This is a genomic window from Aminiphilus circumscriptus DSM 16581 (genome assembly GCF_000526375.1).
GTDB classification, from domain to species: domain Bacteria; phylum Synergistota; class Synergistia; order Synergistales; family Aminiphilaceae; genus Aminiphilus; species Aminiphilus circumscriptus.
This window is the reverse complement of the sequence record NZ_JAFY01000002.1, coordinates 1,133,489-1,159,894: the sequence shown is the minus strand read 5'-3', so window position 1 is coordinate 1,159,894 and position 26,406 is coordinate 1,133,489. Positions and strand designations below refer to the sequence as shown.

The 26,406-nt window shown below is 62.6% G+C and carries 22 protein-coding genes and 3 pseudogenes; 14 read left to right on the top strand and 11 right to left on the bottom strand.

Features of this window, described 5'->3' with window-relative positions; translation table 11 throughout:
- Positions 1 to 16 precede the first annotated feature (16 nt).
- Together K349_RS0106080 and K349_RS19635 are read left to right on the top strand one after the other, a co-directional pair.
- Entirely contained in the window at positions 17 to 637 is a 621-nt protein-coding gene (locus K349_RS0106080; RefSeq protein ID WP_026368938.1) for an FmdE family protein, read from the top strand.
- A 498-nt stretch (positions 638 to 1,135) separates the two neighbouring features.
- Positions 1,136 to 1,384 (top strand): annotated as a pseudogene (locus tag K349_RS19635) (transposase); the annotation flags it as partial.
- 478 nt (positions 1,385 to 1,862) lie between these two features.
- On the opposite strand, the gene K349_RS0106065 reads toward K349_RS19635, so the two are convergent.
- The gene (locus K349_RS0106065; RefSeq protein ID WP_026368935.1) at positions 1,863 to 2,621 is read right to left on the bottom strand and encodes a SagB/ThcOx family dehydrogenase; all 759 of its coding nucleotides are present in this window, start codon (positions 2,619 to 2,621) and stop codon (positions 1,863 to 1,865) included.
- Positions 2,622 to 2,816: 195 nt separating this feature from the next.
- Here K349_RS0106065 and K349_RS0106060 point away from each other — a divergent pair, with 195 nt between their 5' ends.
- Positions 2,817 to 3,326 (top strand): hypothetical protein, encoded by a 510-nt coding sequence (locus tag K349_RS0106060; RefSeq protein WP_026368934.1) that lies wholly within the window; start codon positions 2,817 to 2,819, stop codon positions 3,324 to 3,326.
- Between the two features lie 15 nt (positions 3,327 to 3,341).
- Here K349_RS0106060 and K349_RS0106055 read toward each other — a convergent pair whose 3' ends face one another.
- The gene (locus tag K349_RS0106055) at positions 3,342 to 3,674 is read right to left on the bottom strand and encodes a hypothetical protein (RefSeq protein ID WP_026368933.1); all 333 of its coding nucleotides are present in this window, start codon (positions 3,672 to 3,674) and stop codon (positions 3,342 to 3,344) included.
- A 299-nt stretch (positions 3,675 to 3,973) separates the two neighbouring features.
- On the opposite strand from K349_RS0106055, the gene K349_RS0106050 reads away from it, so the two are divergent.
- Entirely contained in the window at positions 3,974 to 4,315 is a 342-nt protein-coding gene (locus K349_RS0106050; protein ID WP_026368932.1) for a hypothetical protein, read from the top strand.
- Positions 4,316 to 4,383: 68 nt separating this feature from the next.
- Here K349_RS0106050 and K349_RS0106045 read toward each other — a convergent pair whose 3' ends face one another.
- Together K349_RS0106045 and K349_RS0106040 are read right to left on the bottom strand one after the other, a co-directional pair.
- Positions 4,384 to 5,322, bottom strand: a complete 939-nt coding sequence (locus K349_RS0106045; RefSeq protein ID WP_034264288.1) for a M48 family metallopeptidase — start codon at positions 5,320 to 5,322, stop codon at positions 4,384 to 4,386.
- Positions 5,323 to 5,390: 68 nt separating this feature from the next.
- On the bottom strand, positions 5,391 to 5,936 hold the full coding sequence (locus K349_RS0106040; RefSeq protein WP_026368930.1) for a LemA family protein: 546 nt from the start codon (positions 5,934 to 5,936) through the stop codon (positions 5,391 to 5,393).
- 363 nt (positions 5,937 to 6,299) lie between these two features.
- Here K349_RS0106040 and K349_RS17875 point away from each other — a divergent pair, with 363 nt between their 5' ends.
- The 3 genes from K349_RS17875 to K349_RS0106015 all read left to right on the top strand — a co-directional run bounded on the left by K349_RS17875 (position 6,300) and on the right by K349_RS0106015 (position 8,873).
- On the top strand, positions 6,300 to 6,806 hold the full coding sequence (locus K349_RS17875; RefSeq protein WP_026368928.1) for a M48 family metallopeptidase: 507 nt from the start codon (positions 6,300 to 6,302) through the stop codon (positions 6,804 to 6,806).
- A gap of 341 nt (positions 6,807 to 7,147) precedes the next feature.
- Complete coding sequence (locus tag K349_RS0106020; protein ID WP_026368927.1) at positions 7,148 to 7,522, top strand: hypothetical protein; 375 nt, start codon at positions 7,148 to 7,150, stop codon at positions 7,520 to 7,522.
- Between the two features lie 79 nt (positions 7,523 to 7,601).
- The gene (locus K349_RS0106015; protein ID WP_157367297.1) at positions 7,602 to 8,873 is read left to right on the top strand and encodes a hypothetical protein; all 1,272 of its coding nucleotides are present in this window, start codon (positions 7,602 to 7,604) and stop codon (positions 8,871 to 8,873) included.
- 180 nt (positions 8,874 to 9,053) lie between these two features.
- Here K349_RS0106015 and K349_RS17870 read toward each other — a convergent pair whose 3' ends face one another.
- On the bottom strand, positions 9,054 to 11,384 hold the full coding sequence (locus K349_RS17870; RefSeq protein WP_169731310.1) for an HD domain-containing phosphohydrolase: 2,331 nt from the start codon (positions 11,382 to 11,384) through the stop codon (positions 9,054 to 9,056).
- Positions 11,385 to 11,569: 185 nt separating this feature from the next.
- Entirely contained in the window at positions 11,570 to 12,526 is a 957-nt protein-coding gene (locus K349_RS0106005) for a dihydrodipicolinate synthase family protein (protein ID WP_026368924.1), read from the bottom strand.
- On the opposite strand from K349_RS0106005, the pseudogene K349_RS20225 reads away from it, so the two are divergent.
- From K349_RS20225 to K349_RS17855, 4 genes and pseudogenes are all read left to right on the top strand, one after another.
- Positions 12,494 to 13,839, top strand: a pseudogene (locus tag K349_RS20225) (FAD-dependent oxidoreductase); the annotation flags it as partial. The gene K349_RS0106005 and the pseudogene K349_RS20225 sit on opposite strands and share 33 nt — an antisense overlap.
- Positions 13,822 to 14,409: a hypothetical protein gene (locus K349_RS20220; RefSeq protein WP_476726744.1), complete on the top strand. Its 588-nt coding sequence runs from the start codon at positions 13,822 to 13,824 to the stop codon at positions 14,407 to 14,409. The pseudogene K349_RS20225 and the gene K349_RS20220, both read left to right, overlap by 18 nt.
- A gap of 28 nt (positions 14,410 to 14,437) precedes the next feature.
- On the top strand, positions 14,438 to 14,626 hold the full coding sequence (locus K349_RS0105990; protein WP_026368923.1) for a hypothetical protein: 189 nt from the start codon (positions 14,438 to 14,440) through the stop codon (positions 14,624 to 14,626).
- Between the two features lie 196 nt (positions 14,627 to 14,822).
- A complete protein-coding gene (locus K349_RS17855; protein WP_157367296.1) occupies positions 14,823 to 16,862 on the top strand; it encodes a diguanylate cyclase in 2,040 nt (679 codons plus the stop codon).
- Between the two features lie 157 nt (positions 16,863 to 17,019).
- Here the strand turns inward: K349_RS17855 and K349_RS0105980 are convergent, their stop codons facing one another.
- From K349_RS0105980 to K349_RS19085, 4 genes are all read right to left on the bottom strand, one after another.
- A complete protein-coding gene (locus K349_RS0105980) occupies positions 17,020 to 18,180 on the bottom strand; it encodes an iron-containing alcohol dehydrogenase (protein ID WP_026368921.1) in 1,161 nt (386 codons plus the stop codon).
- A 311-nt stretch (positions 18,181 to 18,491) separates the two neighbouring features.
- Complete coding sequence (locus tag K349_RS0105975) at positions 18,492 to 19,841, bottom strand: hemolysin family protein (RefSeq protein WP_026368920.1); 1,350 nt, start codon at positions 19,839 to 19,841, stop codon at positions 18,492 to 18,494.
- Positions 19,842 to 19,975: 134 nt separating this feature from the next.
- Positions 19,976 to 21,100 (bottom strand): AI-2E family transporter, encoded by a 1,125-nt coding sequence (locus tag K349_RS0105970; protein WP_026368919.1) that lies wholly within the window; start codon positions 21,098 to 21,100, stop codon positions 19,976 to 19,978.
- A gap of 129 nt (positions 21,101 to 21,229) precedes the next feature.
- Positions 21,230 to 21,367, bottom strand: a complete 138-nt coding sequence (locus K349_RS19085; protein ID WP_157367295.1) for a hypothetical protein — start codon at positions 21,365 to 21,367, stop codon at positions 21,230 to 21,232.
- 336 nt (positions 21,368 to 21,703) lie between these two features.
- On the opposite strand from K349_RS19085, the gene K349_RS0105950 reads away from it, so the two are divergent.
- Complete coding sequence (locus K349_RS0105950) at positions 21,704 to 22,042, top strand: ArsR/SmtB family transcription factor (RefSeq protein ID WP_026368918.1); 339 nt, start codon at positions 21,704 to 21,706, stop codon at positions 22,040 to 22,042.
- Positions 22,043 to 22,090: 48 nt separating this feature from the next.
- Here K349_RS0105950 and K349_RS0105945 read toward each other — a convergent pair whose 3' ends face one another.
- The gene (locus tag K349_RS0105945) at positions 22,091 to 23,488 is read right to left on the bottom strand and encodes a phenylacetate--CoA ligase family protein (RefSeq protein ID WP_026368917.1); all 1,398 of its coding nucleotides are present in this window, start codon (positions 23,486 to 23,488) and stop codon (positions 22,091 to 22,093) included.
- A gap of 267 nt (positions 23,489 to 23,755) precedes the next feature.
- Here K349_RS0105945 and K349_RS0105940 point away from each other — a divergent pair, with 267 nt between their 5' ends.
- Together K349_RS0105940 and K349_RS19625 are read left to right on the top strand one after the other, a co-directional pair.
- Positions 23,756 to 25,615, top strand: coding sequence for an aldehyde ferredoxin oxidoreductase family protein (locus K349_RS0105940; RefSeq protein ID WP_026368916.1), 1,860 nt, complete (start codon positions 23,756 to 23,758; stop codon positions 25,613 to 25,615).
- A gap of 355 nt (positions 25,616 to 25,970) precedes the next feature.
- Positions 25,971 to 26,219, top strand: a pseudogene (locus K349_RS19625) (transposase); the annotation flags it as partial.
- Positions 26,220 to 26,406: the final 187 nt, after the last annotated feature.

Sequence of the window (26,406 nt, the reverse complement as noted above, 5' to 3'; positions counted from 1 at the left end):
GAGGGAGGTTTCGTCCATGACATGCGCACTGTCACAGGAAACGTTACAGCAGGTCATCGCCTTTCACGGCCACTCGTGTCCCGGCCTGACGCTGGGCATCCGCGCCGCCGAGATGGCGCTGCGGGAGCTGGGTCCCCGTGCGAGCGACGAGGAGATCGTGGCGGTCACCGAGACGGACATGTGCGGCGTGGACGCCGTGCAGTTTCTCACGGGATGCACCTTCGGCAAGGGAAACCTTCTCTACCGGGATCGCGGCAAGGTTGCCTTCAGCTTTTATCGCCGGAGCGACGGAAAATCCTTCCGCCTCGTGGCGAAGCCGTTCCGCATGGACGGAGACGATGGCAGCAGGCAGGATATGCTGCGACGCAAGGCTGCGGCGCAGGAACTCACTCCGGAGGAAACGGAGGAGCTGCGCCGGATCCGGCAGAAGAGGATCGACGCCCTGCTCGCCGCGCCGCTGGAGGCACTCTTCGACATCAAACCCGTCGAGGAGTCCCTGCCGCCCAAGGCCCGCCTCTTTCGAAGCGTCCCCTGCTCCTGCTGCGGCGAGACCTTCATGGAACCCCGGGGACGCCTTTTCGAGGGAGAGACGCTCTGCCTTTCCTGCTTTGAGAAGAGGACGGGGCGGAAGGACTGAGCCGACTTTCCGCCGTCTTTCGAACAGAGCGGAAAGGGACGCTTTTCCGTGGCGAACTCACGACGACACGGGTAGTGTCGTGTATCTTTTCGCAAAAATTGAGGAAGCTCTGATGAAAGGGGTTTCCCCTCTCTCGATCTCATCGCGCCTTCCTGAGGTCGGCGTGGCGCTTTTCAGAGGTTCCTTGAATTCAGACACGTCAGACACGAGGTGTTCCCGCACCAGAAGCTCCGCCGTCGCGTCGCCGGTCCCAAGAGCGCTTCTCCACGTCCGCAATCCCTCAAAGGGATCATATCCAGGCACCACCGTGTTCCCCATTGATGAGAGAGGATGCGACGTAGTCGGATTATGCTCTAAAGAGTGTGCAAAAAGTGCTTGCGGAGGGGGATTCAAAAAAAGAAGGTCATGGTGTAGGTTGTCTGCAGCGCACAAGCAACCCGAGCCCTTAGGAGGCGATACACCATGACCGGAAAGAAGCATAGCAGTCGTTTCGCTGGAATGAAAGCCCTTTTCGGGAACGAAACGGACGCCCTGAAGACCCTGATGAAGGAAGTGCTGCAAGAAATCCTTGACGGGGAAATGACGGAACTCCTTGGAGCCGAACGACATGAGCGCAACACAGAACGTACGGGTTATCGGTCAGGCTACTATACCCGAAGTCTGGTCACGCGAATCGGCAAGCTGGAACTGCGGATTCCCAGAGACCGCAACGGAGAATTCTCCACGGCACTGTTCGAGCGTTATCAGCTTGACGCACACAACTCAGGGACAGCGGCCCTGAGACTGCAGCCCGACTCCGTGACATCCTCTCCCATCAATGGGGAACAAAGCGATACCTGGAGATGTTCCCCATCGATGGGTATGCATTTGGAGAAGAATGCACAGGAGCAACGGCGCTACGACGGAGCTTCCGGTTCAGAAAAAACTCGTCTGAGTTCACTGTTTGCGAAAGACCCTTGACACGACTCAGCGTTACACAAAGAAGGTGTCATGGTGTTCGCCTCCAAGGAGCTTGGGAGACGTGCATGCCACAGGCGGTCTCCCAACATATGCCCTTCTTTCTTGGAACCGCTGCCTCTCGCACTCGCTTTTGCACACTCTTCATGCGTGTTCGTTTCCCGGAAAAAGTACTGCCGCGGATGTCCCTCCGGGAGGGACATCCGCGGCAGGCGATGCGGCGCGGGAGCAATGCCATGAAGGAGATCCTTTCCTTTTTCTGCGCGCGTTATTCCTCGGGTTTTTTCCCCACCGAGGCCATGTAGACGGTGAATTCGTCCTTTCCGTCCACACCGAGGAGCGCATCCGCCAGTTCCTGGTCGTAGGCGGCGATGGCGCAGGTTCCGGCACCGACGGCCTCGCAGGCGAGATAAAGGTTTTGGCAGACATGTCCCGCGTCGAGAGCGATGAGTTTCGCCGCGGCCTCGGCGTAACGCCACTCTCCGCGTTCCGGCAGAGCGGTCCAGGCGAAGGTGACCGCACTCCGTCCCGGAAAGAGCTGTTTGCGCGTCGCCGCCACGAGGGCATCCTCCAGGTCGGGCCGATTTCCGAGAACAAGCAGCTCATGGCTCAGGGGAAGGTAACGGTACACCCCTTTTTCCAATCCGTCCACGCGAAAGACCGCCAGGTAGGTCTCCAGAGCATGACGGCATCCTCCCGAGGGAACGGTCCGCCTCGCGTTGCCATTGGGAAGGACCTCCCGGATGCCCTGGGTAGCCCAGAGGAGAAAGGAAAGCTCATCCAACGTGAAAGAAATCGGGGCGTAGCGGCGCAGGGTGGTCCGCTTCGCAATGGCCGCCTCGACGGAAAGAGGCTCCACGCCCTGCCACGTTCCAGGGCCTGGCAGAGACACCCGGGCCATCTCGGGCGGCGCGGGCTTTTCCAGAGGGGGTGGCGCAACCCCCAGGGCCTGCGGTGTGGCGGAAAAATCAAGCGTCTTCCAGAAATCGCTCCGAAGAAATCGTCTGCCCTGCTCGCGCTGCGACATTGCGGAACCCCTCCTTCATTTCATTGCAGCATGACACATCTTCTTTCGGCGTGACACGTCGTCCGGAAAATTCCTTGCCCAAATCTCTCCACACATTGGCTATCCGACGAAACGCAAGCACGCCCCTTTACCCCGGCGCGAACCCCTGTTAGGCTACGTACCGAAACGCCCCATCCCGAAGAGGAGGCAGAACGCATGGAATACTACCGCAGGACACAGACGGGAAGAGGACTTGTTCTCCTTCTGCTGGTGACGTTTCTGGCCGTGGGCATGATCATTCTGGCCCCCCATCTGGCCCCGAAGGAGACGCTGGACGCCATGACGCCCGACAAGGCGCTGCCGCCCGCGAACGCCGTGGCCCCCCTGGCGATCCTTCTGGCAGTGACACTGCTCTTCACGAGCCAGACCGTGGCCGTCACGGAGGACGCCCTGCGCATCATTCTCTTCCGGGGACTCTACACCCGACGGATTCCCCTCGCGGAGATCGCGGAGAGCCGCCCCACCCGCATCCCCTGGTACACCGTGGGCGTGAAAAGCGTCCGCAAAGGATGGCTCTACAGCGTCGCTCCCGGAGACGGGGTCGAACTGCTGCTCCGCAACGGCCGCCGGCTCGTCGTCGGCACCGACGATCTTCAGGGACTTGTCGCGGCGCTCCGGGAGCGTTTCCGCGCGCTTCCGCAACACGAAATCCGCTCCGGAGCGTGAACTCTACCTCAGGTCTCAGAACGAGCAGGCTTTCCGAATCGACTCCCGCAGCAGGCGTCCCAGGGCACCCCTGGGGCGAAGCGTTTCGAGGAGGGGGGCAACGCCCTGCCTGTGCAGATAGAGCAGCTCGTCCCCTCCGGGCGTTCCCGGAAGAACACCGCAGAAGACATAGCCCAGCTTTTCCGCCTCTTCCGCCTCCACCGCCGTTGAAGCCAGTTCGATTCGCTGTCCATCCCCGGCGGAAAAACCGTAGAGGACATTGAGGTCCTGGCAGGAGGCAAGAAGGGGCGACAGAAATCGCACATCCGAGGGAAAACGCATCTCCACCACACTGCCCACAGGAATCATGGCTCTCAGTCCTCTCCGGTCATCTCGCAGTCGGCCACGAAGAAACAAACGTGCCTTCATCGCGACGTGAAAAAATCATCCGAAAACCTCTCGAAAAAATCCTGAAAAAACAAAAAATGAGCCAAAAGACCTATTCAGGGCGACAAAATCAGGACCTGTCCGGACTTTGCAGGCGACGAGCTTCGTGCTATTTTCTCTTCCGGGTTTAAGAAATGATCGGCGTTTCTTCTTTTTGCGGAACTCGCTTTCGTTACACTTTCGACGCAACAGTGGCTTATGGAAACGGAGGTCCCGGAGCCATGACCGAACGCGAAATGCGCATCCTTTTCGGCGAGACGTTGCCCGCGGCATTCCCGGCGGATTCATCCGACGGAACAAAAGAAACCGAATGTTCCATCCCGCAAGAAACGCCACCCCTTTTCCTCCGGGAAAAGACGTCGCCTTCCGCCCCCTCGGAAACGGCACCGCCTCCCCCCCTTCCGGTGCTCGCGGAGGTGACCCGGGAAGAGGAGCGGCTCCTTCTCGAAACGTCCTCCCGCTCCCGGAGCAACGAAAGAGACAATGCCTTTCTGCAGCGCCTCCTTGCCCTATCGGAGCTGTTCTCCGGCACATCCCCGGCGGGGATGAGAAACAGAAGGTAATTCACCGGAAGAACCGGAGACACCTCCGCACCAAAGCGCAGGCCGGCTTCCGTGTTCACCGGAGGCATCTACTCGGAGGAACCGGGAGCTTCGCCCCCGGTGGCAAGCCCACGAAGCGCGGCGATGCGGGATTCCAGCGAGGGGTGGGTGCTGAACAGGCTGTCCGCTCCGAGCTTTCTGAAGGGATTCACGATATAGAGATGCTGCGTCGCCTTCGACGCGGTGACAAGTTTGTTGTCGTCGGTGGAGAGCTTCCGGAGAGCCGAAATGAGTCCCTGGGGGTTTCGGGTCAACTCCACCGCCGAGGCATCCGCCAAATATTCCCTTTTGCGGCTCACCGCCATCTGGAGGAGCACCGCGAAAAGCGGCGCCACGATGGAAAACAGCACGCCCACAAGCGCAAGAACGGCACCGCCCTTCCCGCCATCGTTGCCGCGCCGTCTCCGTCCGCCGCCGAGCGACCCCCAGAACAGGCTGCGCCGGAACACATCCGCCAGGAGCACCACCACCCCCACCAGCACCGCCATGAGCATGGCGAAACGGATGTCGTAGTTGCGCACGTGGGACATCTCGTGGGCCATGACCCCCTGCAATTCCTCACGGTTCAGTTTTTCCAGAAGCCCCCGGGTGATGGCCACACTCGCATGCTGCGGGTCCTTGCCCGTGGCAAAGGCGTTCAGCGCATCGCTGTCCATGATGTACACCTTCGGCATGGGAAGCCCTCCGGCGATGGACATCTCCTCCACCACGTTCCAGAGCTGGGGGTGCTCGTCATGGGTGATCTCCCGGGCGCCGCTCACCGCAAGGACCATGGAGTCCCCGAAGTTGTAGGCCACGAGAAAATAGAGAGCCGCCACGACAACTGCGATACCTGCGCCGCCCTTCCACCCCAGGTCGAGATATTCCCCGAGGGAGGCCCCCATGATGCCGAGAAGCGCCAGCGTAAGAGCGAAAAGCAGAACGCTCACGCGCTTGTTGTGCGCGATCAGCCGTTGAAAACTCACCATGGACTGCGCACCTCCTCCTTCGTCGTGCGGTTCCGTCACGGACGGAAAAAAGCGACTGCCACCGCCCTCTAAAGGTTCACTCGGACCGGAGCCCGTTCCGCCTGGTCCTCCACGATCCAGAAATCCCGTTTGGCATATCCGAAGGCTCCCGCCACCAAGTTGCCGGGAAATTCCGCGACGGCCACATTGTAGGCCCGGACGGCATCGTTGTAGAACTGGCGGGCGAAGGCAATCTTGTTCTCCGTGGAGGACAGTTCCTCCTGGAGCGCAAGGAAGTTCGCGTTGGCCTTCAGCTCCGGGTACCCTTCCGAGACGGCGAAGAGCGTTCGCAGCGCCCCGGCGAGTTCCGTCTCCTTCTGCTGCACTTCCGCAAGCGACCCCGCGCCGAGCGCCTGGGCACGAAGGGCCGCCACCTTTTCGAAGAGCTCCCGTTCGTGGATCATGTATCCCCGGACGGTCTCCACCAGATTTGGAATCAGGTCATGGCGGCGTTTGAGCTGCACGTCGATCTGGCTCCATCCGTTTTCCACGTCCGCCTTGCACCGCACCAGACGATTGTAGGCATACACGCCGAAGAGCACGAACACCGCCAGGGCACCGAGAATCCACTTCACCGGACTATCTCCTCCTCAAAAACAGCCTTCCGCACCGCACTCTTTCCAATCGACGCCTATTCACTTCCCAAGAACCGCCGCGCTTCCTTCATCATGAAGACATCGCCCCGTTCGTCATGAGTGATCTTTTTCTCGTCCCGCTCAGAAGTAACGCCCGCTCCGAATACCGTTTCTTCGGGTCCTTTCTTCCGAAAGCGTTTGCCGTATGATACCATTCTCTCCTCCAACGGTCCTCTCGTAAAACACGGGAGAGGCAACACGGAGAGGCGACCCAATTTCGTTGCCGCGCCTCGAGCAAAGCGTTCAGCGCCGCCAACGGTGAGAAAACCGACCCTCCACCCTTCGAAGAAAGGCGAGACGTTCATGAAGGAAAGCCCCGAATTCTCCTTCGCTTCCGCAACGACCCTGCCGTTTCTCGGGCGTCATCTTCCTCTGACGGTCATTCCGCCGGAGCCTGGAACACCGCTTTTTCGTCTTTCGGACGAGCGCTTCGAGCTGCGCCGTGACGGAAGGGACCGGGGGGCCTCGCTTTTCGCGGACTGGTGCGCGGCCTGGCTGCGCCCCCATATCGCCTCCCGCCTTCCCGGCCTCGCGGAAAAAGCGGGCGTTACCTACTCGGGCTTCTCGGTACGCACCTGCAGATCCCGCTGGGGAAGCTGCAGCGCCTCGGGACGCCTCTCCTTCGCCTCCGGACTGGCCATGGCGGAAACAGACCTGATCGAGTACGTCCTCGTGCACGAACTCTGCCATCGCCGCGAGATGAACCACTCTTCCCGCTTCTGGAACCATGTGGAGCGGCTTCTTCCGGACTGGCGCTCCCGCCGGAGCAGGCTCCGGGAACTCTCGCCCCTGCTGCGTTTTTTTCGGTGATGGCTTCTCCCCAGACAGGCGAGGGAACATCGTCTTTCCCGGCGCAGACACGGTCTTCCCTTCCGTGAATTCTCTCTTGACGCCATTCCCCGTTCTTGCTACGGTGCTGGTGTCGCTCATTCCATCGGAGCGAGGACGGCCTCGACGCATCTCCTCTCTCCGTCGCTCCAGGTCACTTCTCCGGGGATGCCGGTTTTTCGTCCACGAGAAGGAGTTCTTTCCTGCCCCGGCGCCGCGGCTTTTTCCGGCAAGCGGTGCGATCCACATCCGGACGTTCCGGACGGCGTCTCTCCCGGCGACACCGTCCGTGCAGCTCGCCGCACAAAAGGAGGCGACAGATCATGAAGTGGATTCCGGCTTTCACCGCCATCGCGGGCATGCTCCTCGTTCTTTCGCTCCATGCCCCTCCCCGGGCAGCCGCTACAGGGACCGTATCGCCGGGCGAACCGACAAGGGCGGCCTCCCCGGGAACGGAGGTTTCCGGGGAGGCGATCCTCATCTTCGTTCCCGGCGTCTCCCCGGAAATGGCTCGATCCTACGTGGAACTGCTCGGCTACGAGGTGCTCGGGGAATTCGCCGAACTGACCGCGTCGTCGGAAAAAGCCCACCTCCACGTGCGTTCTCCGAATTCGGACTCGGAGGAACTGGCGCGCCGCTTCAGCGAGGACGTCTTCGTGGAGAGCGCCACGCCCAACGTCACGTTCAAGGCGAAATGACACGACCTTTGTCCACCCCGCGACGGACCGCTCTTCACCGGGACCGGCGGGGACTCTCGAACCGTCAGGAGGGATCGTCATGTCCCACAGGTACGCACACCGACAGATGCCACAGCGGACAAAATCCTTTGCCGGAGTCCGGCTTCCGTTCCTGATCGCCCTCGCGCTGGGAGTTCTCTTCTGTCTGCCCTCCCTTCCCGCCACGGCGCAGGTACCCGCCGGATCCGACGGAGAACTGCTCTTTGCGCCCCTGCCCCCGGGGTGGACGGAGAACCAGCCGGCCAATGAAAGCATCCACCGTTATTTCCTCCTCTCCGAAAACGACGTCGTCGCCGCGGAGATGCTCTTCTTCCTGGAGACGCTCCCCGAGGGCATGTCCCTGGAGGACTACGCGACGGCCCTGCAGAAAAACAGCCTCGCCACCTTCGAGGGATACACGCCGGTGTCGATCCAGAACGGCAATCTCCAGGGAACGCCCGTGCTCATCCACGATTTCCTCTTCTCCAACCAGGGGAAACGCCTCAAGGCGCGCATCTTCATCCTCTCGAAAAACAACATGGGACACGTCCTGCTCTTCGACGGCCTTGAAGAGCAGTTCCCCGCCCTGGCTCCGAAGTTCGACGCCTTTTTCTTCCAAACCGTGTCCTTCAAGGGCGCACAGCAGGCCCAGCCGATTCAGCCTGTGACGCAGCAGACGCAGCCGGTTCAGCCGACGCCGCAGGTCCCGGGCGGCGCACCGCTCCAGTCACCGGCGGATCTCGCCGCATCGCCGGGGACGACAAGCACCACACCGGGGCTCGTCGCCACACCGGCCCCACTCCCCGCGACGGGAGGAACACCTCCCCTTCCGGGAACCGCCGAGACGGGGACCGGCGGCGCACCATCCCAGGAAACACTTCCGACGCTCGACACGGAAGGCATCGGCGAGCTTCCGCCCCTCAGCGACCTCGACGAGCCGGGTGTCTTCACCGCCGCATCGGGAGTGTTCCGGATCCGTCTCCCCGAGGGGGCGAAAGAGATCTCCCGGAATCCCGATTCCGCGACGTACGAAGGCCCCGATGGCTCACGGCTCGCCGTCACCGTTCTGGAGAGCCCGGAACAGATCGGCCCCGCCCTCGACCAGGCGAGCTCGGGAAAGCGGGCGCACGGAACGAGCACGCTGTCCTGTGCCGTTTCCTGCACGACCAGACTCTACTCCTTCCAGGATCCCGAATCCAAGGGAAACAAGGCACTCCTTCTCGCCACGTGGCAGGGCGGAAAAGCTTTTGTAGCCATCGAAGTCCCCGCGGACAAATACAAGGACGCGGGAGCCTGGATCCGGAAATTTCTCTGCAGCGCCGAACTGAAATAGCGCAACCCCTGGGAGGCCCCTTATCTTGTTGACCGCCCCCACCCTTTTTTCCTGGAAAGATGTCACCCCGTCGGCCCTCCGCCGACGGGGTGTTTTCTTGGAATCTCCTTTTTCGGCGAATCGTCTTTTCGATCCCCCGAAAGGGATGGTGCGTGCTCGGCCTGTCCCCTCGGGCGACTCTCACAGACTTTCGAAGATCTTCTCGAAAATGCCATGGCGTTCCCGAAAGAGGCGGAGCACTTCCGGGTCGAAATGGCCCGGAAAGGTTCTTCCATCGCCGGAAAGGATGATCTCCACCGCCCTGGCGTGGTCCATGCCCTGTTTGTACACCCTGGGAGATCGGAGCGCATCGTAGACGTCCGCCAGGGCGACGACGCGCCCCTCCCAGGGAATGCTTTCCCCCGAAAGCCCCAGAGGGTAGCCGCTCCCGTCCCATTTCTCGTGATGACTCAAACAGATTCGCTTTCCCACCTCAAGCCAGGGGGCGTCTCCGATGAGTTCCGCACCCCAGAGCGTGTGCTTTCTCATCAGCTCGAATTCCTCGGGCGTCAATGCTCCCGGCTTCGAGAGGAGCGACAGGGGGACGCGGATTTTTCCGATGTCGTGGAGACGCGCAAAAAGGGCGATCTCCTCCTGCTCCTCCTGGGAGCGCCCGAGCCAGGACGCGACCTCGCGGCAATAGGCTTCCATGCGCCCCAGATGTTCCGCCGTCTCGTCGTGATAGATCCCCGTCACGGTGGCGAGCTTTTCCGCCAGATAATGGTAGGACGCCCGAAGATCCCGGGCGGACTGTTCCGCGGAGAGCAATCCCCCCAGGGCCGTCGCCACCGGAAGAAGTGTCTCCAGGAGCGCCTCGTCCCGGGAACGTTTTTTGTCGAAGGCGATCTCGATGACCCCGAGAGATCTGCCGCCATGGAGGATCGGGATCTCCACCTCGCTCGCCACGCGGGAATCCACTTCCAGATACTCCGGATCCTGCTCGGGATGCTCGATCCACTGCACCTCTCCGGTCCGGAAGGCTCTGCCCGCGACGGAACCTTCCAGCTTCGCCGGCCCCATGACTCCTCTTTCCGGCGTCCCCTCCTCCACACCGGACCCCGTTCCGTCGTAGCCCGACGCGGCGAAGGGAACGATCGCATCCCCCTCGACGCACCCCACGGTAACGCCGTAAGCCTCCGTCACATCCCGGATGGAACCGGCCACGTTTTCGAGAGATCGCGCTTCCTCGGAGGAATGCGCCACCGTGCGGAACACGTCGAGAATGCTTGCCCAGACCCGTTCCCGCTTCTGGAGCGTGGTGTTCGCCTCGTCCAGCGCGATGTTCATGGCCAGTGTCTCCTGTCCGAAGGCGGTGAGCTCCTCCTGCTGCCGGGAGATGAGCACGAGCACTTCCTCCAGGCTCGACAGCATGTCCCGAAATTCCGGGACGGCCGTCTCCAGCTTCCGCTTCCGCACGCCCTCGGCAAGGGAGAAGACCGATCTGGCGGTCTCGCTCAGATCCACTCCCCGGGAAAGCTCCCGGTGCACGTCCCCGGCCGTGCGCTGCAGGTCCCTCACGGGGCGCAGAAGCGTCCTCGCCACGTGATAGAAGAGCAGGATCGCGAGCAGAGGCGTACCGCCTCCGACAAGGGCGAACCGAAGAAACAGCGGGCGCACCAGATCCGCGATCACCGCCTTGGGAAAGAGTATGGCGAAGAAGAGTCCCTTCGTGGAAGGGGCGAAGAACAGGCGCTGGGAAGCACCGAGGAAGAAGACATCCGCGAATCCCGTCTCTCCGGAGAGAACGCGCACTCCCACCCGGGCAAGCTCTTCCGGAATCGCCGGCGAGGCGACGAGGATGTTCTCGGAGAGGGCGAATCCTTCTTCGGGAATGGCGAGAAAGGTTCCGCTTCCGTTGAGAAGGATGCCGAATCCGGAGGTATAGATCTTCTGCATCGCCACCATTCCGGCGAGATAGTCGAGAGAGACGTCCACGCCGGCGACACCGAGGAGCCGCTTCGGTTCTCCCTCGTCATGGACGGGTGCGGTGACGCTGACGAGCATTTTCCCCGTGATGAGGTCCCGGTAGGGAGAGCTGAGCACGGTCCTTCCCGCCGCAACGGCCTCGCGGTACCAGCTCCGTTCCCTGGGGTCGTACTCTGAGGGCGGGCTCCAGGCCGTGCCGTCGGCGAAAAAGCCCTCCGCCTCGGAGGCGAAAAAGATGTCCTGCACTCCCCTGTCCCGGTTCGCCCGCAACAGGGAAACCAGAACGGGCTCCAGTTCGGCCTTCGTGCGCAGCCCTCTCTCGCTGTAGAGATGGCGAACCACCTGTCCCGCCGAAAGGGTCGCGCTCTCGAGACGCTCCAGATAGGAGTCGATCATGCGGGCGCCCTGAACCGTCGCGGCGATGCCGTCCCGGGCGACATAGTCCTCCAGAGCGGAGTGGAGTTCCATAAAAGACCGTCCCGCGAGAAAGAGAAACAGCGCAGTGATCCCCAACGAGAGCAGAAAAAACCGTGCCTTGGCGGTCATGGACCTCCCCCCCTCGGAAAGTGCTTTCCGTTGCATTGCGTTGCGTGCGTTGCGTTTTATCCTGTCCCGCACCTCCGCTTTCCTGTTCTTTCCCATTGTAGCAGAACGATGTCGCGGCCGAACGTGTGCCTTTCTTCGGACACGTCTTCCGGACATGGCGCCTCGCGAGAGAACGCGAAAGAATGTTAACGGAGGTCCCGAGTGTCCTCGGCAAAACGTTCCAGGATGCGCTTCAGTTCCTCCTTCTGGTCGGAGGAGAGGGACAGGAGGGGTTTTCGGCAGGGGCCGCCCCGGTATCCCGCGAGATCCAACGCGGCCTTGATCCCCGCGGGGCCGAAACGGACCGTCACCGCCTCGTTGAGGGGGAGCAGACAGAACTGCATCCGCCGGGCGCGCTCCAGGTCGCCGGCGCACCAGGCCTCGTGGAGGGCGACGCAGAACTCCGGCGCGACGTTCGCCACGGCGAGCGTTCCGCCCCGGCCCCCGAGAAGCAGCGTAGCGAGCAGCATGCTCCCGCGCCCGGCGAAGAGACGGAAGTCCTTTGGCATATCCGCGGCGATGGCCGCGAGCTGGGAGGCACTGAAGGTGCTGTCCTTGATGCCCGCCACGTTGGGGTGCGCCGCGAGACGCACCGTGAGGGCCGGCGAGAGATTGATCCCCGTGTTGGCGGGCATGTTGTAGAGAAAGAGCGGCAGGGGGGCCAGATCCGCCACGTCGAGAAAATAACGCTCCAGCGTCGCGTCGGTCATGCTGCCCTTGTAGTAGTGGGGAGGCAGAACGAGAAGCGCGTCGTATCCGAGGGCCGCGGCTTCCCGGCTCAAGAGGAGCGTCTCCCGAAGGGATTCGCACCCTGTTCCCGCGAGAAGAATCTTTTTCCCTTTCACCTTGTCCGCCACCGCAGCGAGGAGTGTTCCTTTCTCCTCCCGCGACAGGGCGGGAAATTCCCCCGTGGATCCCATCACGGCAAAGCCGCGGATACCCGTGGCACACCACCGGGAAAGGTTTTCCTCCAGCGCGGGGAGATCCAGCTCCTCGTCGGAACGAAAGGGGGTGGGGATGGGAAGGAAAATGCCGGAAAAACGATCCGGGTCGGTTGGTACCGCGCATGCATGAGCATGAGACGAAGCCGAGCGCTCTGTCATGATGGTCCTCCTCGCATCCGATTTTCGGCCATTCTATCACCCCTTTCTCCACAAAGGAGAGTGCCCGGAAGTGCTCGAGAACTGAAGAGTTCTCCGGTCGGATCAAGGCGACCAGCGGCTCTCCGGAAACACAACCACATTTCTTTCGCCGCACCGATTTTCGCCTTTTCACCGGGAAGGCGCCGTTCACCGCCCTGTTCTGAAAACCTGCTCTTTTTCGCGTCATCACATCGGCATTGCGCCTTCCCTAAAAAACGGAGTACAATCAAATTGACTTCAAACGGCAAAGGAGGAAGACCGATGGTCGCACCACCCCCATTCACGACAACCCCGCCGAATCAGACGCACACGTCCGAGGACGCCCCGACGCGGCGGCTTCTGCAGCATGTACACCCCGAAGAGTGGAAGAATCCCGATCCGGCGCCCTTTTACCACCTGGTCGTCGTGGGAGGTGGAACGGCCGGGCTCGTCGCCGCGACAGGCGCCGCCACGCTGGGATTTCGCGTGGCCCTCGTGGAGCGCCGCCGCCTGGGGGGCGACCGCCTCAACGCGGGGTGCGTTCCCTCCAAGGCCCTGTGCCGCCTCGCGAAGGCCGCAGCCATGGGGCGGCAATGGCCGCTCCGGCATCCGGACGCGAACGTTCTTCCCGACCCGGCGGAGGTCATGCGGCGCGTTCGGGAGATCCGGGCCGACCTTGCGGAAAACGACAGCGCCCACCGGCTGCGGGAGCAGGGCGTGGACGTCTTCTTCGGGGACGCTCGCTTCCTGTCCCATGCGTGCCTGTCCACGGGAGACGCGTCGCTCCATTTCCGGCGGGCGCTTCTCGCCGTGGGCGCCCGCCCAGCGAAGCCGGCGATTCCGGGGCTCTCCAAGGCGGACTATCTCACCAACGAGACGCTCTTCGAACTGGAGCGCCTTCCCGCGTCGCTCGCCATCCTGGGGGCGGCCCCATGGGGTGCGAGATGGCTCTGGCGTTTGCCCGGCTCGGCTGCGAGGTCTCCCTGCTCCTCCGCGGCAATCGTCTGCTTCCCCGGGAGGACCGGGAGGTGGGTGATTTTCTCGGCGCCCACCTCGTCCGGCAGGGTGTGCGCCTGCTGCCCTTCACGGAGATTTGCTCCTCCGAACTCCACCGGAACGGGACAACCCTCTACCTCCAGCGCCCCGAGGGCGAGGAGACGCTCCACGCGGAAAAAATTCTGGCCGCCACGGGGCGCGTTCCCGACCTGAGCCGCATGAACCTCGACACGGGGCTTGTCGCCTTCAACCCCGCAGGCGGCATTCGCGTGGACGATCATCTGCGCACCTCCAACGAAGCGGTCTTTGCCGCGGGAGACTGCTGCCTCGACACGAAATACACCGCCGCCGCGGAGGCCTCGGCCCGCATCGCCCTGCAGAACGCCTTCTTTCCCGCGAAGCGGCGGTGGAGTTCCGTCCCGGTTCCGCGGTGCACCTTCACCGATCCGGAGATCGCCACGGTGGGACTGACCGAGGAGGAGGCCGCCCGAGCAGGCATTGCCGCAACCGTACTCCGCGTCTCCCTTGCCGAGGTGGATCGGGCGCTCATCGAGGGAGAACCCGAGGGATTTTTCAAGATCCTGCTCCGCTCCGGGAGTGACACCATCCTCGGCGCGACCCTCGTGTCCGCCCACGCGGGAGAGAGCATCGGCATCATCGCCACGGCCATGGCTGCCGGAATGGGACTCCGCAGGCTCGACAGCGTTCCCTTCCCCTACCCCACTCAGGCCGAGGTGATCGGCAGGGCCGCGCATCTCGCGAACCGGCAGCGTCTCACCGCGGGACTCCGGGGACTTCTCTCCCGATGGATCGGCATGCGTTTCGGATCGGAACACACCGGCCGGCAGGAAAAAAAGGATCGGTCATGACCACCCCGGTGCGACAAGGAGGCGGGCGATGATGCGGACCATTCTCCTTCCCGCCTTCGCGTTGCTGCTTCTGCTCGGTACCATATGGCTCGGCAGGCGGCGCACCAAACCCCGGGGATGCGGTCGCGGTTGCCCGGAATGCGGCCTGGGCCCCTGCCCACCGCCGAAAAAACCCTCACGCAAGGAAGAGATTTCCTCGCTGGAAGGGAAAGAGTGAAACGTGTACAATAGTATTGTTGTTTGAGAGTATGGACTTTTACAAATGATCTCCGGGGGTTCGTCGGGCTCCGCAAAAAGGACCCCGCCCCGGAAGAGAGACATACCCTCTTTCGACACCCTCGGTGGGAGAACGCATCGTGGAATGCGGAAGGGATCACGACTCCAGCGTCTCTTGCGAAAGGGAGATTCCACGGATGGAGCACACCGTCTACGTCACGCCGCTCTGGATCTCCGCCACCGCGTTTCTCTTTCTCGCCCTCTACGGCGTTGGACACGCGGGGCAAAACCGCGCCGCCGCACCGTTCTCGGTTTTCATGTTCACCACCGCCCTCTGGACCGCGCTGTACGCCATGGGCATCGTCTCCGTCGGGCTGGGGGAAAAACTTTTCTGGATGCGCCTTCGTCTTCCCCTGCTCACCTTCCTCCCATTGCCCTGGTTTCTCATGACGGTGCGTTTCCTCAACCGGCCCGAACTGCTTTCTCGTCGCCGCATCTGGTGGTTCCTGCTCGTCCCCGCCCTCGACATCCTCTTCTGCGCCGACCCGCGCCTCTTCGCCCTTCTCGTTCGGAACAACTTCCATCTCGTCACCGACAGCAGCGGAGGAGCGCTGCTCTATCACAGTGGTCCCTGGTTCTGGTTTCGTATCGCCTACTTCTACGGCATCTTCCTCTGGTCACTGTGGCTGTTGCTGCGCAATCTCCGGGATGTCCCTTCCCGTTTCCGGGGCAACGCGGTCCTCGTCCTCGCGGGAGCCTTCCTCGCGGTCGTCACGGACGCGCTCTTCAACCTGGGCATTCGGCTGGTTCCCGGAGTCAACCTCACGCCGCCGCTGCTCGTTCTCACGGGGATTCTGGTGGCCCTCTCCCTCCACCGCTACCGTCCTTTTGAACTGGCTCCCGTAGCCCGGGAGGCGGTGATGGAGATCATGAACGACCCTGTGTTCGTGCTGGACAAGACCCATCGCCTCGCCTTCGTGAACCGCGCCGCGGAAAACCACGTCGGCCTGCCGCGCTCGCAACTCCTCGGCACAGTCGCCCGGGATCTCTCGCCGCCCTGGAACACCATTCTGGAAAACGGCAACGGCAAACCGCTCCGAAGCGAGTTCCCTCTTGGAGAACATCGGGGGCGTCAGTGGTTCCACCTCGTCTCCTCGCCGCTTGCGGACGAGCAGGGGCAGGAGATGGGCACGCTCGTGGTCCTCCACGACATCACGGAACTGCATCGCGCCAGGAACACCGCGGAGGCCCTCGCCTCCACCGCGATGGCGCTGGCGTCACCGAAGACCGATCTGACGACACTCCTGGACACCATCCGGGAGCAGGTCTCCCGCCTCCTCGATGTCCGGTCGTTGGTGCTCTCCATCTACAACGATGTCACAAAAACCTGGGAACCGCAGTACGTTTCCGCACCGGGTACCACGGAACTCTCGGTCAGCCACCCCCTGGAGGACGGCATCACGGGACACGTCATCGCCACCAAAGAGGCGCTGCTCTTCCGAAACAGGGAAGAGATCGACGCCTTTCTCGAACGGACCGGGCGACACACCTCCGTCTCGGACCGACCGGAATCGCACATGCACGTGCCGCTTCTCTTCGGCGACCGCGTTCTGGGAACCATGCGGGTGCGCAGCGCCGAGCCGGACGCTTACGACGAGCACGACCTCCACATTTTCCGCACCCTCGCCTCCCAGGTGGCGGTGGCCCTTGAAAACGTCCGTCTCTTCGGGGAAATGGAGCAGCTCGCCGTCACGGACCCCCTCACGGGCATCGACAACCGGCGCCATTTCTTCACCCAGGGAGAAAGAGAGTTCACCAGAACGCTTCGTTACGGGCGCACGCTTTCGGCGCTCATGTTCGACCTGGATCATTTCAAGCGCATCAACGACCGCTTCGGCCACCGCGCCGGGGACGAGGTTCTCCGGGCCGTGGCGGGGATCTTCCGAAGGGAGCTTCGGACCATCGACCTGCTCGGCCGCTACGGCGGAGAAGAGTTCGCCGCACTGCTTCCCGAAACGCCTCTCGATGCGGCCCTCATCGCCGCGGAGCGTCTCCGGGCCGCCGTGGAGCACTCGGAGATCGTCCTCTCCGGGGAGGAACTCCTCACCGTCACCGTGAGTGTCGGCGTGGCGGAACGGCAGGAACAGGACACTCTCGACACCCTTCTCGAAAGGGCTGACCAGGCCATGTACAAAGCGAAGCGCCTGGGGCGGAACCGCGTGGAGGCGAAACGCTGACCGCAGGTCGTCGGCCGGACAGCGAAACACAGGTGCCGAGAGGGTTCTTCCTCTCGGTACCTGTGTTTCGCATGCTCCGGCTCTGGAAATTCCCGCACCCGGTGGACATGCGCCGCTCCTTTATAGAGAAGACTGGAGAATTCCGATCTTTTCTTCTCTACGCTCCCTCGTAGGCCTTCAGATAAAGGGCCTTCAGATCATCCACGGTGACATCCTTGGGATTTCCGCCGGTACAGACATCACGCAGAGCCTGGGCGGCGAGCTTGTCCACATCCTTGGGGCTGAAGGCCGTCTCCCGGAGAGCGGGGATACACACATCCCGAGAGAGTTCCTTCACCGCCTCCACGGCCATGAGGGAAGCTTCTTCAGGGGTCTTTCCCGTCACATTCTTGCCGAGAGCCAGGGCAATGCGGGCGAACTTCGCCACGCAGACCTCCCGATTGAACTCCATGACATAGGGAAGCAGAATGGCGTTGGCCACACCGTGGGGCAGATCGTACTCCGATCCGAGCTGATGGGCCATTGAGTGCACGATGCCGAGGCCGCAGTTGGAGAAGGAAAGCCCCGCCACAAAAGAACCCCAAGCCATGCCGGAGCGGGCCTTCAGATCGGAGCCGTCTTTTACCGCGTCCCGAAGGTTGGCGCCGATAAGCTCGATTGCCTTGTAGGCGATGTGGTCCGAGAGTTCATAAGCACCTCTGGTCACGTAGGCCTCGATGGCATGGGTCAGGGCATCCATGCCCGTTGCGGCGGTGAGCCCAGCGGGTTTGCCGATCATCAGCGCCGGATCGTTCACCGCAACAACGGCGAGCGAGTTGGGATCCACCATGACCATTTTGATTTTCCGCTCCTCGTCGGTGATCACGTAGTTCACGGTCACCTCCGCAGCGGTTCCGGCGGTGGTGTTCACCGCCACCACAGGGAGTCCGCGGCGCGAGGATTTGGCGATGCCCTCGTAGTCCCGGACATCGCCGCCGTTGGTGGCGAGAATCGACACGGCGGATGCCGCATCCTGGGGTGAACCACCACCCACGGAAACGAGGAAATCGCACCCTTCTTTCTTCAGGAGTGCCAGGGCGTCGTTCACGTTCTTCATGGTGGGATTGGGCTGTACCTCGTCGAAAACCACATAGGGGACTCCCGCTGCGGTGAGGCTTTCCATGACTTTCCCCGCCACACCCGCTTGGACGAGCACCTTGTCCGTTACCAGCAGGGCCTTCTTCAGACCAAGCTTTGCCGCTTCCGCGCCGACTTCCTTCACACAGCCGGGGCCGATAAGATTGATGGAGGGCCAGTAGATACGACGTGAGACGAGCATGCGTTTCAACTCCCTTTCCCGGACAAAATGTGTTTTTTTACACAAACTCCAGCATCAGCATACCAGCAATTTCCCCGGGAAAGCCAATACTCCCTCCATTGTTTTCATCATAAAAATTGTCATAATCGACAGTTTTCCTTTTTGCAACGCCACCTCCGCAGAAAATCCACCTATCAAAGGACAAAAAAACCGACCATCGGGTGAAACACCGACGGCCGGAATCTTTCTGAATCCACACAAAGTACGACTTCGCCCGGACAATCCCCGAACGAGAGGAAGCCGATCCGGACAGTGTTACCGAAAAGACGAAATCACATCTTCCCTGCAGTTTCCTCTTCCTCTTCGTCCTCCTCGGCGGGGGGAACGAGGGTGAGCATCACCTTGTCCACCCGCATGCCGTCCATGTCCACCACCTCGAAGCGCCATCCCCTCCACTCGAAGGCATCCGTCTCGGCGGGAATGGACCCGAGAAAGGCCACCACAAACCCGCCCACGGTCTGGTAGAGTCCCTCCTCCTCGTCGGGCAGTTTTCCCAGGGCGAAGTGCCGCTTCAGCTCCTCCACGGGGAGCAGACCGTCCACGAGCCAGACGCCGTCGCCCCGGGAGACGATCTTCGGCTCGTCCGCCTCGTGCGCCGAGGGGAGGTCCCCCACGATCTCCTCGGTGATGTCGTGCACCGTGACGAAGCCCGAGACCCCACCGTATTCGTCGATGACCACCGCCTCGTGAATGCGCGAGGCTTTGAAGCGTTCCAGCACGTCGAAAAAACTCGCGTGCTGGGGAACGAAAAGCGTGTTCCGCAGCACCTTCGACGGATCGAAGTTGTCCCGCCCCATCTCGGAGCGAAGAACGTCCTTCACGTGCACGACTCCGAGCACCTTGTCGAGGTTGCCCGCGCAGACGGGAAAGCGCGAATAGCCGCTCTGGAGAATCAGGTCGAAGGTCTCCGGACCCGGTTCCTCCACGTCGATCCAGACGACCCGGGTCCGGGGGGTCATGACCCGACCGACCGTGCGCTCCCCCAGGTCGATGATGCGCTCGATGAGATCCTTCTCCTCCGCCTCCACGGCGCCGCTCGCCGTTCCCTCGGCGAGAACGAGGCGGATTTCCTCTTCGGTCACGCCGTGTTCCGGCGCATCTCCCGCGCCGAAGAGACGAAGCACCGCCTTTGTGGAGACGCTGAGAAAGGTCACCGCCGGGAGCGTGATGCGGGAGAAGAGCCACATGGGACGGGCGAGAAGGGAGGCGAGCCGCTCCGGAGCGTTGAGGGCGATGCGCTTGGGAACGAGTTCGCCGAAGACGAGCGTCGCGTAGGCGATGAGCGCCACCACCAGCACCGTGGCCACGGGCCTCGCGTAGGCCCCCAGGAAGGGCAGATCCCGCAGAAAGGGCGCGAGCGCCCTCGACAGGGAGGCGCCCCCCACATATCCCGTCAGAATACCCACGAGGGTGATCCCCACCTGGATCGCCGACAGCAGATGCGTCGGATCTTCGCCGATCTCCAGGGCTTTCCGGGCACCCGTGTCCCCCTCCGCGGCCCGCTGCTCCAGGCGTGCTTTCCGGGACGTGATCACGGCGATCTCCGTCATGGCGAACAATCCGTTCAAAGCGATGAGAAGAACCACGAGGAACAACTCCATAGATGCGGGATCGGATTCCATCCACACCAACTCCTTCTCGTGCTCAATGGCTTTTTTTCAGGGCGCAGGCCCTGCATTTCGAAGAAAAAGCACTCACACAACACGGCCCAAGGCGCACCCGTTTGCCGCAGGCGTGCCCTTTCGCATCCGGCGGTTCACTTCCGCGCCGCCGCGGGGCGCTCCGCCTCTTGGCGCCGCTGAATCTCCAGGATCCTCCGGTAGCTATCCAGGAAGAACACGAAGAGGGAGATCACGAGAGGTCCAAGGAAGATTCCCAGAAACCCCCAGGCGGCGAGACCGCCGATGACGCCGATGAAGACGATGAGAATGTGGGCGCCGCTTCCCTCGGAAATGAAGAGGGGACGGATGAAGTTGTCCACGGTGCTCACCACGCCGAGGCTCCAGACGAGGAGAAGCAGCCCCGTGCGCGTCTCTCCTGTGGCGAGAAGGTACAGGGATCCGGGAACGAGCACGAGAGGCGTTCCCACGAAGGGAATCATGGCGAAGAGAAACATGAGGATGCCGAAGAGCATCGGCGTGGGAAGCCCCGCGAAGGCCCATCCCGTCGCGCCGAGAACGGCCTGGATCGCCGCGGTGAAGGTGATGCCGTACACCACGGCGCGGAGCAGCTTTCTCGCCCGGTTCATCACCGCAAGGCGTTCCTCCTCGGAGAGGGGAAGGACCGCCTCGATGTATTCCACAATAAGATGGCCGTCCCGGGTCATGAAGAAGGAGGCCACGGTGATGACCACAAGCTGCCACACGAGACCGAACACGTTCTGGGCAAACGCGCGGGAAAGAGCGGCCAGGCGGGACGCGGTCCATCCCCCCGCCTGCTGCAGATTGTCCCGAAGAAAGTCCACATAGTCTCCCAAGGGGCCGATGCGGGAAGCGAGCCATTGGGGAAGGAACGCCTTCAGGTCCGCCACGTCGAGGGAGCCGGAGAACTCGACCATCAGGTCGAGGATGCGCCCGTAGTTGCGGAGCACTTCCCGGGCAAGCATGGTCCCCGCGAAGACGCCGGGGATGACGATGAGCAGGAGGATCGCTCCGGTGACAAGCGCCGCGGCAATGTTCCGAAACCGTCCCCGGAAGAGCCTCTCCGAAAGCAGGGAATACAGGGGGTGCATGAAAAAGGAGAACAGCGCCGCCCAGGCGAGGGGCGACGCGAGAGGAACGGCCACCATGTAGCTGAGAACGAGAATGAGGGAAAAGATAGCCACAAAGGGAATCGCCGTGACCTTGAAGTGACGGAGGGTCGTCTTGTCCTGCTGATCCATGGATCACTACACCTCTTCCGGCGGATGCCCCGCACGCTCCCCGCCCCATGCGGGCACTTCCGAGAGCGGGAACGACTCTGCGGCACCATCATTATACACGCTGCCAAGCCATTTCCAGACAACGAAACGCTAACGGAAACGCCTCGGGAAGCCGTCGCAGGGCACCAGAGGAATCACCTCGAACGTGATCAGCCCTTTCCTGACGAGGGGAAGCGAGGCGAGGAGATCCCGGGCTTCCGCCTCGCCGGCGCACTCCAGAAGAAGCACCGCATCCCGACGGGAAGCTCTGAAGTAGATCTCCCGCAGAAGTCCCGCCTGATGCAGCTCTCAGACGCGGAGGGCCTCGGCGTCGAGATGGGGAGACACCTCGGGGGGCGTTCCCGGAATATCCCTTGCAAGCGCCAGAATCCGCATGCGCGCTTCATCCTCCGCTCCCCGGAACGACCGCCGGGAAAAACCACCCGATTCCGCCGAACCCCGTCCCGGAAAACAGAGCGGATCCTGTCAGGCGACGCCGGTTTTCTCGGTAATCTTCACGTGGTACCATAGCCACGAAAGCCACAAAAAACAGCCGTCTCATCCTTCTTCCGGGAGGTCCATCCCATGAACGACTATCTCCTCGAACGCAAGAGTTCCGTCTTCAAGGCGCTGGCCCATCCGGTGCGCCTCGCCATCGCGGAACGCCTCATCGAGGGAGAGCGCTGCGTCTGCGAGATCGCCGCGGAGTTCCCCTTCGACCGGACCACCATCAGCAAGCACCTCGCGGTGCTCCGCAGCGCCGGGGTCATCCGGGACCGTAAGGAGGGACTCAACGTCTACTATTCCCTTTCCCTTCGCTGCCTGGGAAGGCTTCTCTCCTGCCTGGACGACTCCATCCGGAACGAACTGCTCTCGGCAGTGCGGGCGCTGAAAGAACCGGGGCCGGACACGTCTCCGGAATGACGGCCCGCCCGGCGCCACCGCCCCGCGGGCGGGCATGGCGTTCCTTCCTCAGGAAACGTAGCGGATCTTGTGGTGCCCCGCGAAGAACCCCGACGGAGCCCGCACCAACCGCGGCAGCGCCTTGTCCCCCTGGGTCTTCCGCACCGTGGCGAACTCCGTGGAGCGCTCTTCGAGCCCCCGGGCGACGAGCCGCGCCGCCGTGCCGAGATCGGGATCAACACCGTGACGGGGCTCCACCAGAATCTCCAGGACGGGGTCGAGCCGCTCGTCCTCGGTCTTGCGAAGGCTGAAATCCCCCGTAAAGAGCCTTGCCAGCTCAGGGTGGCTCTCGAACACTTCCTTCACCTGGGAGACGAGGATATTGGCGCCGAAAAAGGTGACTCCTCCGTCGATGCGTCCCCAGACCAGCACGAAGGGGAGCGGACGCACCGTCTCGTGCGATATGCCCCGGTGTTCGAGCAACGCCAGAGGATCCGCCCCCGCCGCGGCGAGACGGCCCAGAAGGTCGTCGTATCCAAGAAGAACACCCCGGTCCCCCGTGCGGTACCGCACCAGAGGAACCGCCTGGTAGCGGGAGACCACCAGCTCCTCCTGGTCCGTTTCGAGGAAATGGCTTTCCGGATCATACTGGCAGAGGGAGGGAATCTCCCGTCTCCCCAGCACCGCTTCCGCAAGGTCGTTCTCGAAGAGCAGCCGTTTGATGGCCGCACACAAAGGCGTCTCTTTGCCGGCGCTGCCGAAATCCGTGGCACCGTACCCCGAGAGAACGGAGGACAGATCCCCCTCGTTCCGTCCCATGCGCCGGTTCAGCGCACTCCGGAAGATCTCGGAGTAGCCTTCTCCGGCGAGGCGGAAGGCGATGCGCAACTCCTTCAGGGGAATACCCTTCTGCTCCGCCAGATCGAGGAGCGTCTTCGCAAAGGGCGGATAGGTGTAGATCACCGTCTGGGCGAAGCGGGGAGAGAAGGTTTCCAGAATCTCCACCGTCTCTTCCATGTTCAGTCCCGGCGAGACGAGGGTGATGTTTCCGCCCTGGACCCCCAGGTTTCGCAGCCCCCAGGTGGTGAGTTCACCGCTGATCCACGAACCGAGCCCCAGGGCCACGATCACCAGCGCGGGATTGACGCTCACCGCGAAGGATTCCTCCAGATCGCTCAGGAGATAGTCCGCCACGTAACGTTCTTGCTCGGGCAACTGCGGCCAGTAGGTGGCCTTTCCGGAGGTTCCGGAACTCCGGCAGAGCACGTGCTTGCCCCGAAGCGTCCCGTCGAGGCAGATCTCCTCAAGGGCGTACCGTTTGATGTAGCTTTCCTTGTCCGTGAAGGGCAGGACGGAGAAGTCCTCCAGGGTGGCGACGGCGGGAACGGCGCCGAGCCGTTCCCCGAGAAACCTTCGATAGGCGGGAACGCGTTCCGTGGCAATGCGATAGAGTTCCAGGACATCCATGCCTGCTCCTCCTCCCGAAGACGGGCGTCTCTGCGGAACCCGCATCCACTCCGCCGGCTTCGGGTCCGCAGGGACGCGGATTCCTCTTTCGGCGGGCAAACGAGGACACCGATTCGGCAAGGCCGATTATAACCCATTCTTTCCCCCTTCGCCATGAAGACACCGTTGAGTGAAACCCTCGTGATGGCGTACAATGACACTGCACAGGCTCCGCCGGAGGACCGCGCATTCCCCGGCGGAGACATCCGCACAGGAGGGGGAAAAGGCATGAAGGGGAACTGGTGCAAGGCGTTGTTCGTGAACCTGAGCGACGGCACAGCGGAGATCCGCGGGCTTCCGGAGGAATGGTTCCGGGATTATGTGGGCGGCGAGGGTGTCGCGGCGAGGCTCTTTCTGGATCTCGCGGCGGAAGGACCGGATCCACTCGGGCCGGACAACCCCCTGATCTTCGCCGCAGGACCGCTTTCCGGAACAGCCGCGCCCTGCAGCGGGCGGTGTGTGGCTTTCTTCCGCTCGCCTGCGGGAGGAACGCTGGGGGCCTCCAACGGCGGAGGGCACTTCGGTCCAGCACTCAAGCGGAGCGGCGTGGATCTGTTGGTGATCACCGGCGCCGCGTCGTCCCCGAAGATCCTCGTCGTGGACGACGGTGCGGCACGTCTGGAGGATGCGTCGAATCTCTGGGGCAAGGGCGTCGCCGAGACGGAGGACGCCGTGAAGGCACGGCTCGACGGCTCGGGATGGCAGGTGGCCTCCATCGGCCCCGCGGGAGAGAACCTGGTCCGCTTCGCCGCGATCATGACGGACAAGCACCGCGCTTTTGGGCGGGGCGGTCCCGGCGCCGTCATGGGGAGCAAGAAACTCAAGGCCGTGGCGATACGGGGGACGAAAACGCTCCCCATCGCCGATCCCGAGGAACTCCGTGAAGCCGCCAAGGCGGCCCGGGAGGAACTCTTCGCCGAGACCTTCGTCCGGGAGGAGCTGCATCCCTTCGGTACCCCCTCCTTCTACGACGCCATCGAAGGCTTGGGGATCCTCCCCACCCGAAACTGGCAGCGGGACGAGTTTCCCGAAAGCCGGTCCCTCCTCGGGCACAAGGCTTACCATGAAACGCTTGAGGTAAAGCCCTACGCCTGCTCGGGGTGTTCCATCGCCTGCGGGCGACACACCCGCATTCGCAAGGGCCCCTTCGAAGGACTCGAGGGTGGCGGCCCCGAGTACGAGACCGTGGCAGCCTTCGGCAGCAAGTGCGAAATCACCGATCTGGAGGCCATCACCGCGGCAAACCACTGGGCTAACGACCTCGGCCTCGACGTGATCTCCACCGGACAGGCCGTGGCCACCGCCATGGAGTGGTTCGAGACAGGAGTCCTGAAGGAGGCCGACTGGGGGATGTCCCTCGCCTTCGGCGATGTCAAGGGAATGCTCGACCTCGTGCCCAAGATCGCCCGCCGGGAAGGACTGGGGGACCTCCTCGCCGAGGGGGTGAAACGAGCCGCCGAGCGCCTCGGCAAGGACGCGGAGAAGGCCGCCATGCACGTGAAAGGGCTGGAGATGGCCGCCGACGGCGTTCGGGCCAGCAAGGGCGAGGCGGTGGTCCACGCCGTTTCCCCCCGGGGAGCGGATCACCTGCGCCCCTATGCCTCCAGCATCGACGCCTTCGGCTACAGGGAGCCCGAGCTGGACATCCTGGGAGACATCAGTTTTACCGAGGACGGTAACAAGGGATGGGTCAAACCTTTCCAGGAACTTTGCATGGCCACGAACCTGCTCGGGACATGCCTGTTCGCCTCCATCACCCTCGCGGTGAAACCCTCCACCTGGGCAAAATTGCTGAGCTGTGCCCTGGGGCGTCCCGTCTCGAAGGAAGAGCTGCTCCAGCGGGCCGAGGCAGTGATCAACCTGGAACGCCTCATCAACGCCCGGTTCGGATTCTCCCGCAAGGACGATTCGCTTCCAGCGCGCTTCACCGACGAGCCCGGACGGGATGGCCGGGGCGCCGGTGAAAAGGTGAACCTCGCCGTCGCCCTGGACAGTTTCTACGACGCCATGGGATGGGACCGGGAGACGGGCCTGCCCGAAAAAGACACCCTCTGCAGGCTCGGCCTCGACTGGATCGAGACCGCCTGAGGCGAAACGCCAGACCGAAGCGAGCAGAACGGGAACACCACCACGAAAGACCCCGGGGAGGAGTGCACACTCCTCCCCGGGGTTTCCGTATTACGCCCCTCCGTAGAGAGCCTCCGGCCTTCCCACGTCGAAACGGCACTCATAGCTGCCGTTCCGACGGCTCAGAAACTATAGTCTCTCCCGGGCCGTCGCGGATGCAACGATTATGCTCTAAAGAGTGTGCAAAAAGTGCTTGCGGAGGGGGATTCAAAGAAAGAAGGTCATGGTGTAGGTTGTCTGCAGCGCACAAGCAACCCAAGCCCTTAGGAGGCGATACACCATGACCGGAAAGAAGCATAGCAGTCGTTTCGCTGGAATGAAAGCCCTTTTCGGGAACGAAACGGACGCCCTGAAGACCCTGATGAAGGAAGTGCTGCAAGAAATCCTTGACGGGGAAATGACGGAACTCCTTGGAGCCGAACGACATGAGCGCAACACAGAACGTACGGGTTATCGGTCAGGCTACTCTACCCGAAGTCTGGTCACGCAAATCGGCAAGCTGGAACTGCGGATTCCCAGAGACCGCAACGGAGAATTCTCCACAGCACTGTTCGAGCGTTATCAGCTTGACGCACACAACCGTTTCACGAGAATTCTGTCGGAAAGCCCAAGTTCCTCCACAACCCTGGACGCCGTGGGCAAAAAGGCGGAGCTACAGGGACCGCACACCAAAAGTTTTTCCTGCTCTCCCGCCTCTCCAGGAGCGACAAAGGCCATCGCCCCAAAGAAAAGCGCTCCCCAAAGGATCAACG